Source organism: Bradyrhizobium ferriligni (genome assembly GCF_056837965.1).
This window is the reverse complement of sequence record NZ_JBXEJO010000028.1, coordinates 59,693-75,325: the sequence shown is the minus strand read 5'-3', so window position 1 is coordinate 75,325 and position 15,633 is coordinate 59,693. Positions and strand designations below refer to the sequence as shown.

General features: G+C 58.4%; 15 protein-coding genes. 5 read left to right on the top strand and 10 right to left on the bottom strand.

Going from position 1 to position 15,633, the window contains the following annotated elements; translation table 11 throughout:
• Nucleotides 1-103: 103 nt before the first annotated feature.
• The 3 genes from AC1VNY_RS18400 to AC1VNY_RS18390 all read left to right on the top strand — a co-directional run bounded on the left by AC1VNY_RS18400 (nucleotide 104) and on the right by AC1VNY_RS18390 (nucleotide 2,191).
• Nucleotides 104-697 carry a DoxX family protein gene (locus AC1VNY_RS18400; RefSeq protein ID WP_482406240.1) on the top strand — a complete coding sequence of 198 codons (594 nt, stop codon included), beginning with the start codon at nucleotides 104-106 and terminating at the stop codon, nucleotides 695-697.
• Nucleotides 675-1,529, top strand: coding sequence for a CE1 family esterase (locus AC1VNY_RS18395; protein ID WP_482406239.1), 855 nt, complete (start codon nucleotides 675-677; stop codon nucleotides 1,527-1,529). Before AC1VNY_RS18400 ends, AC1VNY_RS18395 begins: the two co-directional genes overlap by 23 nt.
• A gap of 131 nt (nucleotides 1,530-1,660) precedes the next feature.
• Entirely contained in the window at nucleotides 1,661-2,191 is a 531-nt protein-coding gene (locus AC1VNY_RS18390) for a protein-disulfide reductase DsbD N-terminal domain-containing protein (RefSeq protein WP_482406238.1), read from the top strand.
• A gap of 168 nt (nucleotides 2,192-2,359) precedes the next feature.
• Here AC1VNY_RS18390 and AC1VNY_RS18385 read toward each other — a convergent pair whose 3' ends face one another.
• The 7 genes from AC1VNY_RS18385 to dsbD all read right to left on the bottom strand — a co-directional run bounded on the left by AC1VNY_RS18385 (nucleotide 2,360) and on the right by dsbD (nucleotide 8,785).
• On the bottom strand, nucleotides 2,360-2,989 hold the full coding sequence (locus AC1VNY_RS18385) for a glutathione S-transferase family protein (RefSeq protein WP_482406237.1): 630 nt from the start codon (nucleotides 2,987-2,989) through the stop codon (nucleotides 2,360-2,362).
• 218 nt (nucleotides 2,990-3,207) lie between these two features.
• Nucleotides 3,208-3,771 carry a DoxX family protein gene (locus AC1VNY_RS18380; RefSeq protein WP_482406236.1) on the bottom strand — a complete coding sequence of 188 codons (564 nt, stop codon included), beginning with the start codon at nucleotides 3,769-3,771 and terminating at the stop codon, nucleotides 3,208-3,210.
• A gap of 357 nt (nucleotides 3,772-4,128) precedes the next feature.
• Entirely contained in the window at nucleotides 4,129-4,764 is a 636-nt protein-coding gene (locus AC1VNY_RS18375; protein WP_482406235.1) for an NrsF family protein, read from the bottom strand.
• Between the two features lie 106 nt (nucleotides 4,765-4,870).
• Complete coding sequence (locus AC1VNY_RS18370; RefSeq protein ID WP_482406234.1) at nucleotides 4,871-5,383, bottom strand: DoxX family protein; 513 nt, start codon at nucleotides 5,381-5,383, stop codon at nucleotides 4,871-4,873.
• Nucleotides 5,384-5,585: 202 nt separating this feature from the next.
• Nucleotides 5,586-6,140 (bottom strand): L,D-transpeptidase, encoded by a 555-nt coding sequence (locus AC1VNY_RS18365; protein WP_482406233.1) that lies wholly within the window; start codon nucleotides 6,138-6,140, stop codon nucleotides 5,586-5,588.
• 141 nt (nucleotides 6,141-6,281) lie between these two features.
• Entirely contained in the window at nucleotides 6,282-6,920 is a 639-nt protein-coding gene (locus AC1VNY_RS18360) for a DsbA family protein (protein ID WP_482406232.1), read from the bottom strand.
• Between the two features lie 23 nt (nucleotides 6,921-6,943).
• Nucleotides 6,944-8,785 carry a protein-disulfide reductase DsbD gene (dsbD, locus tag AC1VNY_RS18355; protein WP_482406231.1) on the bottom strand — a complete coding sequence of 614 codons (1,842 nt, stop codon included), beginning with the start codon at nucleotides 8,783-8,785 and terminating at the stop codon, nucleotides 6,944-6,946.
• Nucleotides 8,786-8,886: 101 nt separating this feature from the next.
• Between dsbD and AC1VNY_RS18350 the strand changes: the two genes are divergently transcribed.
• Together AC1VNY_RS18350 and AC1VNY_RS18345 are read left to right on the top strand one after the other, a co-directional pair.
• On the top strand, nucleotides 8,887-9,552 hold the full coding sequence (locus tag AC1VNY_RS18350; protein WP_482406230.1) for a response regulator: 666 nt from the start codon (nucleotides 8,887-8,889) through the stop codon (nucleotides 9,550-9,552).
• A complete protein-coding gene (locus tag AC1VNY_RS18345) occupies nucleotides 9,549-10,958 on the top strand; it encodes an ATP-binding protein (protein ID WP_482406229.1) in 1,410 nt (469 codons plus the stop codon). The genes AC1VNY_RS18350 and AC1VNY_RS18345 overlap by 4 nt, the downstream gene beginning before the upstream one ends.
• A gap of 352 nt (nucleotides 10,959-11,310) precedes the next feature.
• Here AC1VNY_RS18345 and AC1VNY_RS18340 read toward each other — a convergent pair whose 3' ends face one another.
• The 3 genes from AC1VNY_RS18340 to AC1VNY_RS18330 form a co-directional block, all read right to left on the bottom strand.
• Nucleotides 11,311-11,793 carry a DoxX family protein gene (locus tag AC1VNY_RS18340; protein ID WP_482406228.1) on the bottom strand — a complete coding sequence of 161 codons (483 nt, stop codon included), beginning with the start codon at nucleotides 11,791-11,793 and terminating at the stop codon, nucleotides 11,311-11,313.
• Between the two features lie 527 nt (nucleotides 11,794-12,320).
• The gene (locus AC1VNY_RS18335; protein ID WP_482406227.1) at nucleotides 12,321-14,105 is read right to left on the bottom strand and encodes a chloride channel protein; all 1,785 of its coding nucleotides are present in this window, start codon (nucleotides 14,103-14,105) and stop codon (nucleotides 12,321-12,323) included.
• Between the two features lie 19 nt (nucleotides 14,106-14,124).
• Complete coding sequence (locus tag AC1VNY_RS18330; protein WP_482406226.1) at nucleotides 14,125-15,633, bottom strand: SulP family inorganic anion transporter; 1,509 nt, start codon at nucleotides 15,631-15,633, stop codon at nucleotides 14,125-14,127.

Genomic DNA, 15,633 nt, shown 5'->3' with positions numbered 1-15,633 from the left:
CCGCAGTGATCGGGACGCTCTTAAGATTGCCTTAAGGTCGCCTGGGCATGTCCTCCGCCCTTGGCGCACCGTGCGTCGTGCGACCTTCCCTTGGTGCGGCCCTATGAGGATTACCGGCTCGTTCAACGATCGCGATATTCTTGGGACGTTTCTGGTCGGCGCGGCCATCGCGACAGGAAATCCCGCTGTCGCCCAGTTCGGCCTGATAGGCATCCTTTTGCCGATCGCGCTGCTTGCAGTCGCTCTGGCTTCAAAATCGCGCACGCTGCCCATGGTCATTGGCATTCGCTGGATTGGCGCAGCCTATGTCGCCTTTATCTTTCTTTGGTATGAACAGTACAAGCTTCTCGGAGACGAGGGCAGCGTGCAACTCTTCACCACGTTGACCGATTGGCTGGGGTTTCAAGGATACGAAAGCGCCATGCGCATCGGTGTTGGCCTTTGCGAGATCCTTGCATCCGCCTGCATCCTCACCCCGGCTCTTCAGGGAATAGGCGCGATTGGCGCGTTCATGCTCATGACGGGCGCGATTTTCTTTCATCTCGTTAGTCCGCTGGGTGTCGATCCCTACAATGACGGCGGGATCCTTTTTAAGGAAGCGTGCTCCGTGTGGACATGCGCTGCCGTGATCATCGGCTGGCAACGACGACAAATTAGCGCGATGGCGCGATCGCTTGGGATCCTTTTTCCAGCCTGAACGTGCGCGCATCGTGAGGACGGCCTCAATCCTGCTCGTGATGCTCGTTTTCCTTTCGTCAAGGACGGCCCTCGCATGTGGCGTCGACAGTGATTGCCGCGTGCCCGGCGGCAGCTATCGCGTCCGATCACCTCCCGCGCCCGCGAAACGTCCTTACGGCGCTATCGTCTTTTTTCATGGATGGCAGCAAACCGCAGCAGACGTCATAAACGATCAGTCCCTGACGGCGGTAACCGCTCGCCTCGGCGTCGCGCTCGTTGCGCTCAACGGCGAACGAAAGACGTGGTCATTCCCCTCTTCACCTCACCATTATCGCGATGATTTCGCGTACGTCCACGCCGTGCTCGAGGATATCGAGAAGCGTTTTCACATCAATCGCAGCCGTATTCTGGGCGCCGGATTTTCGCAAGGCGCGTCGATGCTATGGTATCTGGCCTGCCGGCAACCGCGCCTTTTCGCGGCTTTCGCGCCCGTTTCAGGCGCTTTCTGGCGCCCTGCGCCTCGTGCATGCGCGGGACCTGCGCCGGTGCTTCTCCATCTCCATGGCCTTGCCGACGCCACGGTCCCTTTAGAGGGAAGAGAGGTTAGCCCAGGCGTACGTCAAGACAGCGTCCGGGACAGTTTTGCGATCCTTGGGCCGTCGCTGCCTCTCCACATCCTCCCACGCGTCAGGGCCGGCTTCGTCAGCGAGACGCCGCTCACCTGCGCGCGCTCCGTGCGGCGGCGCGACGGAGCGCTATTAGAGCTCTGTCTGCACGCGGGAGGTCATCAATTCATTGCCGCTTGGATCGCGCATGCATGGCGCCTATCGGCGGAACGTCCCTCCCGCTGATCCCCCATGGAACTCTGCTGAAACCTGCGAGAGCTGGCCGGCTGGACTATCGATCGTCTTGCGTCAGGCGATCGAGCCCCACGCTTTGTCGCATCATACGGTCGCGTTTAAGGCTGCCTTAAGCTGGGAAGATGATTGCCCTTTCCATGCAGCGACAACGCCGGATGTCTTACCAAAGCGCCCTCTTGGCTCTTCCGCTACTCGCCCTTCCCATGGTGGGGCGTGGCGACACAACATCCTCCGCCGCCAATCCAGATGCGGTCTTTTCCTTCAGTGTCGAGCACGACGAGGAGGGCGTGGCGCTAGAACTCACCTGGGCGATCGCTCCGGGTTATTACCTTTATCGGGACCGGATCACCGCCACCCTCGACGGGCGCAGCGTAAGATCGGCAACGCCACGCGGTGTGTCCGAAGACTCGAATGCCCCCGGCTCGAGCCTTCGGGAGGTCTATCGAAGCATCGCCATAGCCGACACAATCGGCGAACAGTTACCAGAACAAGGAGAGCTCGTTGTCACGTACGAGGGCTGCGGTCAGAACGCGATCTGCTATCCGCCAATACATAAAGCGATCGACCTTGCGACACATTCATCCGGAACCTTCGTATCGGACGAAAGGGCCACGGGTGGCGAGACGGTTGCGCAGCATGCGTCCGACGAATGAGGGCATCTTCGCACGATGGATGACTGCTCTGCTCGCGTTCTAGACCCACCTTCCAAAGAGGTCTCCGCAACGATAGCCGAGGGCGTCGCATGGCGGATACCCGAGGTCCGCCTACGCGGTCATGCATCGCCTTGGGCTATCGGCTCACGTCATTGCAAAGCCCGCGATTCAGGCACGTGCACTTGGACGAGCGCCGACGGCGTCACGCCATCTCTTAAGATGCGTAGCATCTTCAGGTACCTTCTCCCTGATCGCCCGACTGAATTCTACAGCGACGAACGCGGTAATATCGACGATCGTAAAGCGAACTCCCGCCACATATTCAGAACCAGAGAGCCGGGAATTCAGCTCGGTGAAGAAATGTCGCACTCTCTGGCGACCTCTCTCCGCTAGTTCTGGGATCTGTTCGTAATCGACCGGACCGGTCAGGCCGCGGCTTTTGAAGCCTTTCGAGCTGTTGCGAAAGCACTCCATGATGGCCATAATGCCGTTCGTTTCCACGTCGCGCTGCCACATGGCAATGAGCGCCCGCTCCTTCGCATCGCGCCCCATCAGGTTCGGGTCTGGAAAAGTTTCTTCAAGGTACATGCAAATCGAGGTTGAATCGAGAAGCTTCGTACCGTCGTCCAGTTCAAGTATTGGCACGGTACGATGGGGATTGATCGCCCCGAACGCGTCGGTGAGTTGCTCGCCGTTGGCGAGGTCGACCATCTTCGTTTCGAGAGATACACCCTTCTCAGCGAGAAAGATGCGCACGCGCCGCGGACTGGGAGCCGTAGGACAGTCATAGAATTTCATTGTTTTGCCTCCCGAGAGGGTCGACGGCCCGGGGGCTAGGGGCCGCCGTTCATTCTATATCAACCGTACTAAAACGGTTAGGGGGCAACCGCAATGGCACAAATGTTCAACCGAACCGGAGTGCGCTCCTTTTTCCCGCGATCCAGCATGACACCATACTGGCCTATCGATTATCCAAGCACCCCCGCTCTTGAGAAGCGGGGGCCTGGATGCGAACTTCACGTTTCGCGGGGGTTCGGCCCCCCAGGCGCAAACGCTTTCATTCTTCGCGCAAGCCAACCGTCAACCGAAAGTGGGCCGCTTCCACCGATAACCAATGCGGCCAGGCAGGCAAGGTATAGCAAGTCCGTTTCATAGCCAGGCTGCCCGAAACGCGCGCCGGTCGATTCAATGGCCTGCAGTTTTATGGAAGAAAAGCCGTACTGTAAGTGGACCGTGAATATCGCCACCAACAGCACCACCGCCATGGGAACGCTGATCAACGGCACGAGCGCGCCCACAGCCACGCACATGCCGCCAATGATCTCGGTCCAGATCGTCAAGATCGCAAGGAACTTTGCGGCCGGCATCCCCATGGCGTGCAGAATTCCCGTGAAGTTATCAGATCCTCGCAAGAGCTTGGAAAAACCATGCTCCGCAAATCCGTATCCGACGATGAGCCGCAGCGGTAGAGGCGCCCAGCGTGCCACGGAGGATGACACAAGGTTCTGTCCTCTAGCGATGATTTCAAGAAGGCCGCGATGGGCATTGGACGTTGGATACAGAGCTTTAGACCTAGTCATGCATAACTCGCTTTGTGAAGAGGTAGATCGCCCGACTCGGCCGCGGATCTCAGAGGCTGAAGTCTGCGCGATCCATCGCACGGTACTCAACACCAACGTCGAGAGTGTGATTCGTGCCGCTTGCGTGCTTTCAAAACCGGGTGAAGCGGCAACTCGTTTGCAACGATAAGGGCATAGAGAACGCCGACCTATTTGATCGGCGACTTTGTGTACAACAGTCTCTCCTACGACTGTTTCGAAATGCAGTGGCAAGCGTGCGTGATCCCGGATCATCGAGGAAATCGTGAAGCTCTCGCTGTCCGCGCTCGACGCTCGCAGCGCTCTCCAACTCCCGGACAGACATGGCCAAGGGAGATGTTACCACCGGAGGTAACGCAAGCCCGCAACGTAACCTGACAGAACCAAGATACCCGTCGCCAGGGGGTACCAGGTGATCACAAAGAGTGGGCTGTCATCAAAGCAATTGGTGGCATAGAAGGTCGCGGCAATGCCGCTGGCAGCAAGACCCGCGAGTGCACCACTAAGGCCCGGATTGGCCGGTGCCCCTCGCCGCAGGGCGCGGATGAACAAGATCAAGGGTACCGAGCCGAGGGTCGGGATAATGGTCATGCAATTGACGGAGTTCGATCCGATCGCTTTTGTCACCCACTGAGTGCTGGGTACAACGGCGAGCTCGAGGAAGACGCTCAAGGTCAACAACAGCGCGGGCGCGAGAAGCAGCCACCCCCACCGTCCTGTTGACGACAGTGGCGTCGTATTGCGGAAAGTCCCTCCTACGGCAAGAACGACGACCGGGACGACGATCACGAACTTGAACAGAAAGCGCACGGTACCAAGGGCCCGGACGATGTCCTGCCGAAAGCCGATGGCTGAAAAGAAGATGAGCGCAACGAGGCTCGTGCCGAGGAGCAGCGCGGTAAGTAGGGAGATGCCGACGCGGGGTCCGATCAACCGATCAGCTGCTAGACCGCGTATGAGCTCCTCGGTTGTCACGGCAGGGCATCCCCTTGTTCCGCGGTACGCTGGTTGCGCCGCATCGGCGTTTATCCTTACGGAATATGGTCAGCTCACGTTGTCATACGTTTTGCCGCGCGCTTTGTTACAGCCGACGCGGGACAATCCCGCTGTCTGGTCCAGGATGCGCATTGCGGGAGCGAGCTTTTTCCAGCACACGATCCAGCGAAAGATGACCAGAGCCGCTGAGGGAAAGCGTGGCCAACCCGCCGAGGTACAGCAGAAGGATCTCATATCCCACTGGACCAAATTTCGTGCCTGTTTCGGTCACTTGCGCCAACTTCACTGAGAAGAACCCGTAGGGAAGATGGACAGTGAAGATCGCAGTGAGCAACACCACAGCCAGCGGAATGCTCGCAATCGGAATAAGAAAGCCCGTGAAGACAGCGGCGCCGCCCAATATCTCAACGGCAGTTGTGAGCCAGGCGGCGATATCGGGTAGAGGAACGCCCAGCGTGTGCAGCACGACCGCAAACGTGTCCGGTCCGCGCGTCAGTTTGGCAAAGCCGTGTGCCATGAAGCCATAGCCAACGATGAGACGGATCGGAAGTGGCGCCCAATCGCGGAGCGCTTCGATGGGTTGAGTGAATGGACGCATGGGAGGTGATCCTTGAAGATGGTTACGCTGCCGCCCAAAGGGGACGCGCACCTTAAGTGCAGCTTAAGACTTTCGGACCGCGCCGCCGCGCGGGGCAAATACCGATATTGGACTATTCAAATCCCGTTTATCAGCCCATGCGAGCGCAACGTTGGCGATTGGCAACGACAGGACCAAAAGGATTGAAAGCCGCCCGCGGTTTCTACAGGACGACGACTTTGGTTCCCAGCGGGATATGGGAATAGAGGTCAATGACGTCCTGATTCATCATGCGGATGCATCCTGAAGATACGGCCTTACCAATGGTCTCGGGTTCGGTCGTTCCGTGAATGCGATAGCGCGAGTCTTTCCCGTCCTTGAAAAGGTAGAGCGCGCGGGCGCCCAGCGGGTTTCCGATGCCTCCCTCCATGCCCTTCGCCCAGTTGGCATAGCGATCGGGTTGGCGCGCGATCATGGCGCTGGTGGGCGTCCAGTGCGGCCATTCGCGCTTCTCCTGCACGATACCGGTACCGGCAAAGGCGAGCCCCTCCCGTCCGACGCCGACGCCGTACCGTGTCGCCTGACCATCCTTCTGGACGAGATAGAGGAAGCGCTTATGCGGATCGACGACGATCGTGCCGGCCGGATAGGGTGATCGGTACGCCACCGTCTGCCTGAGAAACTGAGGATCCACATGCGAAGTGTCGACCTCGTCGATTGGAAACTTCTCCGATCCGATCGCGGCATAATGAGCGGGAGCGCTGGAAGCGGCAGGCATGAATGACGCAGTCGCGACCGGCCCGCCGGTGACAGAACAGCCCGCCAGGACGGCAGACAGGACGCAGGCAGACGCGACTAGCCGCACGCGGCGGCAAAGAGCAGAGCTCAGCATGAAATTATTGCCCCGAGAGAGCGCCGATTATTTCGTCTTTTGACGTGCGCGCGCGTCTGCGACCACTCGAACGAACCCCTGCTCATTCAAAGCCTGGTTGACCTTGAACCGCCCGACCAAAAAGCCCGGTGTTCCCTGCAGACCAATGGCTTCGGCGATATTGAGGTTGCGCTTGATAAGACGCGCGATGTCGTCCGCGTGACCGGTTATGTCGGAATCGAGCTGCGTCGCATCGATACCGGCATTCCGGGTGGCCTCAACCATTTTCTCCTCGGCGACCCCGTACCCGTCGATGTTCATCAAGGCGTGATGGACGGGCAGATATTTTTCTTGGTATTTCGCCGCGAGCGCAAGACGGGCCCCGATGATGGAGGTCGGGTGCAGGATCGGCCAGTCCTTGTACACGAGCCGGATGTTACCGTCCGCCTTGACGACCTTCTCGAGAGGCTTTGCGGCCCCTTTGCAATAGGGACAATTGTAATCGAAGAAGTCGACGATGGTCAGGTCGCCATTTGGATTGCCGCCCGTTGGCGTCTCTGGATCGTTGAAGATCATGTCTCGCGTGATTTCGTTGTCATCCGCAAAGGCTACGGACGGCATCACGAGGATGGTGGTCGAGAGAGCCGCAAGTTGTAGGAATTGAGTGCGCGATATCACGTTGCTCACGGAAGAGCTCCCATTAGTAGCGGCTAGGCCCGAATCGCCTTGGCCAGTTTGCTGAGGAAACCAGAGACGCCGACGTCGCCGACGATCCGAGCTTCTTGGATCTCGCGGCCCTCAGGGCTGAGGAAGACGATGGCCGGTGGACCGACGACGCCAAACCGCTTCATCAGGTCCTTGCTGTCGCGGTCATAATGCGTGAGGTCCGCTCGAACGAGAACAAAATTGCGGAAGGCCCGGCGCACGACTTCCTGCGAGAAGACATTGCGCTCCATGAGCTTGCATTCCGTGCACCACTCGGCAGAGAAATCCAGCATGATGGTCCGGCCCTGCTTGCGAGCCGCGTCGATGGCGCCGTCGAGATCGGCTCCATTCGTGACGATTCGAAATTCGTTTGTGACGAGGTGTAATCCGTCTGCTGAACCCGTAGCGTTCGCAGGCGCCGTGACGAGACCGAGCGCGGCCAATGGCTGAAGCGGTTCATAGATAGCGACGCCTGCACCCGCAGCAAGCGCTCCGCCGTAAGCAACGCTCAAGGCGCCGAGCGTTGCTGCGGCTACGTGCGCGCCCTTACGCGGCTTCGCTTGCAACCAGGTCAAAAGGAAATATCCCCCCATAGCGAGGAACAACCCTCCCCACGCCGCCGCCATCAGCCGGACGGGCAGAACCCGCGACAACATCCAGACGGCAAGTGCAAGAAACACGAAGCCAAAAACATGCTTGGTACGCATGAGCCATGCGCCAGAGCGCGGAAGTACCCTGGCGCCCAGGACGCCGAAGGCAACAAGGGGCAAACCCATTCCGAGACCGAGCGCAAACAAGGCAAGCGAGCCGTGCAGCACTTGCCCGGTTTGCCCGACATAGATCAGGGCGGCCGCGAGCGGCGGTGTAACGCAGGGGCCGACGATCAGTGCGGATCCAAAGCCGAGTGCGGCCGCGCCGCCGACCGAGCCTTTGTTTCCGGCCGACTGCGCCAGTCTGGCGGTCCAGGATTGCGGAAGTTGGAGCTCATAGAGACCAAACATGGAAAGCGCCAGAGCCACGAAAACCAGGCTCATTGCAAAGACCGCCGCGGGGGTCTGCAGGACGGCTTGAAGATTTTCGCCGGACCACGCGGCAAAGATGCCAAGCGTGCCGTAGGCCATAGCCATCGCGACGACGTAGGCGGCGGAGAGCACGAAGCTGCGCCCGAGGGATAGTTCTCCCTCGGTGCGCGCCAGCATTCCCGACATGATCGGGATCATGGGAAACACGCAAGGCGTCAGCGACAGCAAAATGCCGAAGCCAAGGAACGCGAACATGGTCGAGATCAGGCCGCGGCCGAAGAGCGCCGCTGATTCGTCTTCGATTCCATTGGTGGGTGAAGCCGCCGGCGTCTCTGGGATTCGGAGCTCATCCGCGTCTTGGCCGGAAGTGGATGCCGCCTGAGCCCCGTCCGGGGCGTCGCTTACCAACAGGGATGCCAGATCGATGGCCTTGGAGATCGGCGGGTAGCAGATAACGTTCTCTGCGCAGCCTTGATAGGTGACAACCAAAGTGCCTTTGGCCGGCAGTACATCAGACCCAACGGTTGCTGTTGTGGATCCGTGGTAGACCTCGGTTGGCCCGAAATTGGGATCGTCCTTGGGTTCGCCCTGCGCCGTCTCGATCCGAACAGGTCGCCCGTCGACAGAGGCCTGGATGCGATCGCGGTACAGATAGTGTCCGGGCAGAATGGACCAGCCGACGCGCACACCGCCATTTTCGGCCGCTTCCGCACGGAACCGGAACGCCTGATCGGGCGGGGTTATTCCGCCTGCCCCAGCAGGCCCGACACCCGCGATAAAGCCCAGGAGCAAGGTAACAAATCCGAGAATGCGGACGTATGGCATGGAGACCCTTCCGTAGCGAAGGGGGCCTCTGTGACGCCGCTACCTTAAGCCAGCCTTAAGGTTGGCCGCCGACACGAACTTCAGCAAAGGGAGCGGCAGATATGCGCATTCTGGTGGTCGAGGACGACACGGTTCTGGCCAACGGGTTGAAGGTCGGCCTTGGTCTCCATGGCGCTACGCTCGACGTCGTCTCAAACTGCGCCGATGGACAGGCCGCTCTGGCGGCCGACACGTTCGACGCGCTCGTTCTTGATGTCATGCTACCGGATGGCTCCGGACTGGATCTTTTGGCGTCGCTTCGCGCCAAGGGCGATCGAATTCCGGTCGTTCTTCTCACGGCACTTGACGAGGTGTCGGATCGGATCAAAGGGTTGGACGCGGGTGCGGACGACTACCTCGGCAAGCCCTTCGATCTTGATGAACTCGCGGCTCGGGTACGTGCCATCGGTCGCCGGCAAGCAGGACGGGCCGTCTCATCCGTCTCGCATGACGGGGTCACGCTCGATCTCGCGCGATTGACGGCGACCGTAAACGGTACGGACATTTCCTTGTCGCGCCGGGAATTCGCGATTCTTTCGACACTCATGGACCGCCCGGGTGTCGTCTTTTCCAAAAGCGATCTCGAAGCCAAGCTGTATGGTTGGCAAGAGGAGATCGAGAGCAATACCGTGGAAGTTCATGTCCATAAGCTACGGGCAAAGATCGGGCGATCGCGGATCGAGACGGTTCGCGGCATTGGGTATCGGATGAGGTCAAACCGGTCATGAATTCGCTCAAGCGCAGGCTGTTTTTCATCCTCGTCGCCGCAACAGGCCTGATCTGGCTCGCCGCCACCTGCTGGATCTATGTCGGGACGACCCGCGAAGTTGAAAACGTCCTCGATTCCCGGCTGCAGGAAGCGGCCCGCATGGTCCTGTCGCTTGCTTCGAGTAACGGTGCCGGGTCCTTTCAGAAAGATGCCGACGCCAGCCACCCAGGCGACCCGCTTAGTTACGAGCGCCAGCTCTCATGCCAGATTTGGTCGCTCGACGGCCGGTTGGTCGCGCGATCAAGCGGCGCGCCGAGCGAAAAATTGAGCGATACCCGAACGGGATTTTCCGAACGCATCATCAAGGGCGAGACCTGGCGCGTCTTTACGGCCGAGGATCCCGTGAAGAACGTGCGTGTTCTGGTCGGTGACCGGCTAGGCTTACGGGAGGCCTTCGTGACGGACATCATGAAGGGATTGGCGGCGCCCATGCTGCTGATCATTCCCCTTCTCGCGCTCCTTATTTGGGTCAGTCTTAATCGTGGCCTCAAGCCGATACAAACCTTGGCGGAAGATTTCAAGCGACGCGATGCGGATGATATGACCCCCGTCAGGTCCGATGGCATCCCCACTGAAATTCAGCCGATGGTCGCTTCGCTTAATAATCTATTTGGGCGTGTCGAAAACGCGTTGCGGCACGAAAGGGACATCACAGCATTTGCCGCGCACGAACTGCGCACGCCGCTCGCGGGTCTTCGCACGCAAACGCAGATCGCGATGACCGCTACGGATTCGGACATCCGAAACGCGGCGCTCCGGCATATCCTGCTTTCTGTCGATCGAACGGCGCGGCTCGTGCGGCAGTTGCTCACAATGGCGAGGCTCGATTCCGAGACTCGCGCGCCGCTAGCGCCTGTTCGCGTCGGCGATGTCTTGGAGGAGATGCTGCAGGCTTTGCCGGCTTCCGACCGGGAGGCGGATGTCCTCATCGACCCCTCGTTAAATTCAGCCGTCGTTACCACGAACCACGAAGCATTGCTTCTGGCGGTTCGCAACCTGCACGAAAATGCCGTTCGCCACATGCCGGCACGCGGGACTGTTCGCTGGTCAACGGAACACACGGCAGACGCCACGAAGCTCGTGGTGGAGGATACCGGCCCCGGCATTGCCGGCGACGAGTTGAAACTCGCAACCAATCGCTTCTTCCGGGGACGCAACAAGTCTTCTCTTGGGAGCGGCCTTGGTCTGTCCATCGTCACCTTGGCGCTGCGGGCGGGCGGCGCGCAATTGCGCCTGCTGAACCGCATCGACGCCACTGGATTACGCGCTGAAATTGTGTGGCCCTCGCTGCAACCGCCCTCTCCTGCACGGGAGCGATCGCCGATCTACACATCCACCTCGGCTTCCCAGCCCCTACCTGCTTGACGGCGATCGTCCTACACGTCTTCCAACGTAACGCCGGATTACTGACTGTTCCTCTCGCGGGATGCGACGAGCCAACGTTGCGGGCCAATTGTCAGACGAAGCATTTTCGTTCAGTTACCGCGCCGCCATGAGAAAGGTACTGGACTTGGACTGTCGCGCGGGGGGGGGTACTTGTCCCGGCGCGAATTCGCCGCGTCCCTCTATGCGACGTAACGTAAGGTTGGTGACACCGCGAGGCCTGCGCGCGTGATCTGCGCGGGCAAAGAAAGCCAGTATCATTGTTCACACGGGAGCAACAGGTAACGCGCACATCTCATAAGGCTAGGTGCTCACTGGGAAGTCTCAAACACCTTTACTCCTCTTCAGAAAGCTTATCGACAGAGAATGGGCCACTCCCGCACACCACAACCGTGACGAGACCCGCGAGATAAAGCAAATCCGTTTCGTAGCCGGGTTGACCGAATTGGGCGACTCCCGCCTTGTAGGCTTGCAACTTAATTGAACTAAAGCCGTGTTGAAGATGAACGGTAAAGGTGGCCACAAACAATATGATTGCCATCGGGATACTGGCGAGCGCCACAAATGCCCCTAAGATAAAGGCGAGGCCTCCCAAGATCTCAACCAGCACCACAAGCCAAGATGCGGCGTATGGCAGAGGAACGCCGATGGCGTTGAGAATGTAGCCAAAGTTCTCTGGACCACGAAAGAACTTCGCAAGACCGTGAGCCATAAATCCGTAGCCCACCACAAGACGCAACGATAGCAAAGCCCAGTCTTTTCTCGAACTCTGCAAAGCGGACACTGACGTAAATGAACGGAACGTGCTGAAGTTCATAGTAAGGCCCCGTGGATCAATTAAGTCTGTGGGCCAAGCGAAGCTTAGGCCGCTGTGCGCAGCATTGGCGAGGATCACTCCGTTTGCAAACTGCACGTCGCAAAAACGGCCAATCCTTGCCGAAGTCTGCCCAGATGCCGGAATAGTATGCAGGTCTCGCTCACACTAAGGTCGCCGCTGCGCGGCAAGACGACTGTCCGGAGCGATGTCGCTTTGGACAAGCGGAGCTGGATTGCTCTTGCGTAATAGGACCGATGCGCTTGGATCACGAGCAAAAATCAATTGGACCTCACATGAGGTATAAGTCCGCCTGGAAAGGGCCGAAGTTGCGCTACTCTTATCAGGCATAGCTCAGCCCAATTCGTCACCTGCACAGCGCGATCGTGGTCAGGCGACACTACGTTCCATCGAATGGATTGCCGGGATGGCCGATGTCATCGAACGACGTGTATATGATATGGCGGCTCCGTCCCAGAATCAGTAGAAGAACCATCGCCATCAGCTCGACGTACGCCATTTGACCTCTCCTATGAAACTTGCGTGGCGATTCCGCCGGTTGCATGATTGAGTTCCTCGATATAGCGACGTCTTGCATAAGCTTCGTTTAAAAAGCCAACTACGGAATTCTCCGCGTTGCGGTCAACGACCGCAAGCACATCGGCTTCTGCCTCCTCGAAGCATTTCATGGCCGAAACGACGTTTAATGAACCAGTGAGCATGGTCTCCGCGTACTTGGCCAACGCGACTACTTCCGTTGAATCGCAATTATTATCCGCTTCGCTCGAAAAGACATCTGGCAGGAGGACGACTCCCCGGTAGCTTCCCTTGTCGTCAATGAGAAAAAGCGCTTGGTGCGATCCGAGTAGGAATAGCTTTCTGCACGCGGCGATCGTCGTGTTGAGGCGAACAGTAGCCACGTCCCTCCGCATCATGGAAGATACCGTCAACCCGCGAAGCCAGCCGACGTCGTCCGCGCTACGAACAGTCTCGCCGCGAAGATACAATCTCCATGTGGAAAACGAATGTCCAAACAGGCCGCGGACAAGAATGCTTGTTACAGTGCATGCTGCCAAGACCGTCGCGGTCACTTGAAAATCGTGGGTCATCTCAAGCACCAGAAACGCCATAGTCAGTGGCCCGCCAACGATGGCTACGCCCAGCGTTGCCATGCCGGTGAGCGCACTTACAGTGGCGTCCAAGCCGACCAACATCCCATCAGCTACGAAATTCGTCGCAAGACCGTAAAGCTTGCCCAAAAGGCTTCCAACAAAGAGCGACGCAAAAAATAGGCCACCGCGAAAACCTGAGGCAAGAGATACGATGCAGGCCAGCAATTTGAGCAGAATGATCGTGATAACGAGGCCGGCCGGTATGACCTTAGCGAAGTCCAAAATCATCGCGCCATGCCCAGCGGCCAGCACTTGAGGCGTGTAGAGCGCCATCCCCCCAACGCAGAGACCTCCAAATACAGGTTTTAGCCAAACGGGAATCCATTTTTGGCTTAGTATCTGCTCGGCAAAGCCGGAGATTCGCATGGTCGCGATGCCGATGAGACTTACGATAACCGCCAAGCCGATCAGCGCCACGGATTGACCAATAGACGCCGGCGCGATGCTTGAAACCTCCAGAGAATAAGGTGCCCCGGAGACGTGCTCGGCGACATAAGCCGCCGAGATTGACGCAGCGAGAATTGGTGCCGCACTACTAACGGAATACGCTCCAATGATTAGTTCACAGGCATAAAAGGCACCCGTCAGCGGTGCGTTGAAGGCGGCCGCGATGGCTCCGGCCGCACCGCATCCCACCATCAACCGAAGGTCGTTCCTGCGAAGATTGAGCCATCGGCCACAAAGCGAAGCGGCACCCGAACCGATCTGGGTGTATCCGGCTTCAAGACCAACGGATGCGCCACATCCATTCGAGAGGAGGGTTTGTGCGCTGACCACGAGGCTATCCCGTAAAGACATGTTTCCGCCGCGCAACGCATTCGCCTCGACCGGGTCGACGGCATTCGAAATCCTCCATCGCCGCCGACCCCACTCCATCCATCCAAGAGCAAGACCACCAAAAGCGGGAGCCATCAATGCCGCGGCCGGGCTTACAGACTCGTGCGCGCTGAGATGCACATCCAAGGGAATACCGTAGATCGCCACATGAGCCAATTGAGACACCCAGCTCATAAGTGCCACGGTCAAGCCCGAGAAACATCCGACGAGGATGGCTATAGGAGTGAGAAAAAACTCGTTCTTGCGTATGAGCGTCCGCAGTCGAAACAATAATCCATGCGGTGGATCAGAAAACACGACAGGCATACTGATCAATCATCCCCAGCTAGGCTAATTGTCCTGTCAATCGTTCATGAAAAGCCATACTGCGGGAGTCGAGTCCAACAAAGACTACCCTGCGTCCCAGCGAGTGGTACTTTGTTTCAATCGCATCGAGTGCCGCAACGGTCGATACATCCCAAATTTGAGAATGCGTGAAGTCGAGGGTGACACTCTTCGGATCATCCGCATAGGAGAAGTGTTCTACAAGATCGTTACTACTTCCAAAGAAGAGGGGTCCGTGAATAAAATAGCGTACCGATATTCCGTCCTCACCGGGCTTTCGTTCAACCCGGATGACATGCGCGACGCGGCGCGCAAACAACACCATGGCGAGGAGAACGCCACCACCTACACCGAAAGCCAGGTTTCCAGTGACGATGGTGATCACGACTGTTATGACCAACACGGCGGTCTCTGATTTTGGCATTCGCTTCAATGTCGTTGGCGCCACACTGTGCCAGTCAAAGGTCTTTACAGCTGCGATCATCATGACTGCCGCCAAGGCCAGCAAAGGAATTTGTCCCATTAAGCCGCTCAATGCAGTGACTAGCACAAGCAGGACAGCCGCGGCCGCCGCCGTCGACACCCGAGAACGGGCCCCGCCGATTTTCACGTTGACGACGGTTTGCGCGATCATCGCGCAGCCGCCGATCCCGCCGTAGAAGCCGGCGACGATGTTTGCGAGGCCAAGGGCCCAAGACTCCCTCCCTTTGTGCGAGCGCGTGTCGGTGACTTCATCAACCAGCTTGGCTGTTAAAAGAGACTCGAGGAGTCCAACTAGCGCAACGCTGAGAGCCGTCGGCCAGATGATGTTTATGGTCTGCAGGTTGACCGGAACAATCAGCGGTGTGATTCCTGGAAGTCCCGGCGCAATCGCGCCGCTGTTGCCAGCGACGTTGGGAACGACGAGATGGCCAAGAATGACAATTGTTGTGATCGTCACTATGGCGATAAGAGGCGCTGGAACAATCGTAATGAGGCGTGGCGCAAGCAACACGATTGCGATCGTCAGTCCAAACAGGGGGTACACTAGCCACGGTACATGGAGGATATGAGGCACCTGCGCGAAGAAGATCAGGAGGCCTAGAGAATTGACGAAACCGATCATCACCGATCGTGGAATGAAGCGCGTCAATCGCGAAAGTCCGAGTAAGCCAAAAGCAATTTGGATGAAGCCGGCCAGCACGATCGTGGGCAGAATGTATCCAACACCATGTGTTTTGACCATCGGGCCGATCACGAGCGCGATTGAGCCTGCCGCCGCCGTTACCATCGCGGGGCGGCCACCCAGCACCGACATTAGGAGTCCTAGGACAACAGACGAGAACAGAGCAACTTTTGGGTCCACACCGGAAACGAAGGAAAAGGAAATTACTTCGGGGATCAAGGCCAACGCCGTCACCACGCCCGCGAGCACCTCGCGGACGAATTCGCGGGGAGACGACATCACCGATGCAATCGACGGCGTGTCTTCAAACGCGATCTGGCTCATCGTTTCGTCCATCGTCGTCAT

Bases quoted from the DNA above. Each gene is read 5' to 3' on its own strand.
- AC1VNY_RS18370 (WP_482406234.1), bottom strand. From the start codon at position 5,383: ATGCGTCCATTCACTCAACCCATCGAAGCGCTCCGCGATTGGGCGCCA.
- AC1VNY_RS18345 (WP_482406229.1), top strand. From the start codon at position 9,549: ATGAATTCGCTCAAGCGCAGGCTGTTTTTCATCCTCGTCGCCGCAACA.
- AC1VNY_RS18385 (WP_482406237.1), bottom strand. From the start codon at position 2,989: ATGAAATTCTATGACTGTCCTACGGCTCCCAGTCCGCGGCGCGTGCGC.
- dsbD (WP_482406231.1), bottom strand. From the start codon at position 8,785: ATGCCATACGTCCGCATTCTCGGATTTGTTACCTTGCTCCTGGGCTTT.
- AC1VNY_RS18335 (WP_482406227.1), bottom strand. From the start codon at position 14,105: ATGCCTGTCGTGTTTTCTGATCCACCGCATGGATTATTGTTTCGACTG.
- AC1VNY_RS18365 (WP_482406233.1), bottom strand. From the start codon at position 6,140: ATGCCTGCCGCTTCCAGCGCTCCCGCTCATTATGCCGCGATCGGATCG.
- AC1VNY_RS18330 (WP_482406226.1), bottom strand. From the start codon at position 15,633: ATGACGACGATGGACGAAACGATGAGCCAGATCGCGTTTGAAGACACG.
- AC1VNY_RS18400 (WP_482406240.1), top strand. From the start codon at position 104: ATGAGGATTACCGGCTCGTTCAACGATCGCGATATTCTTGGGACGTTT.
- AC1VNY_RS18350 (WP_482406230.1), top strand. From the start codon at position 8,887: ATGCGCATTCTGGTGGTCGAGGACGACACGGTTCTGGCCAACGGGTTG.
- AC1VNY_RS18390 (WP_482406238.1), top strand. From the start codon at position 1,661: ATGATTGCCCTTTCCATGCAGCGACAACGCCGGATGTCTTACCAAAGC.
- AC1VNY_RS18380 (WP_482406236.1), bottom strand. From the start codon at position 3,771: ATGACTAGGTCTAAAGCTCTGTATCCAACGTCCAATGCCCATCGCGGC.
- AC1VNY_RS18340 (WP_482406228.1), bottom strand. From the start codon at position 11,793: ATGAACTTCAGCACGTTCCGTTCATTTACGTCAGTGTCCGCTTTGCAG.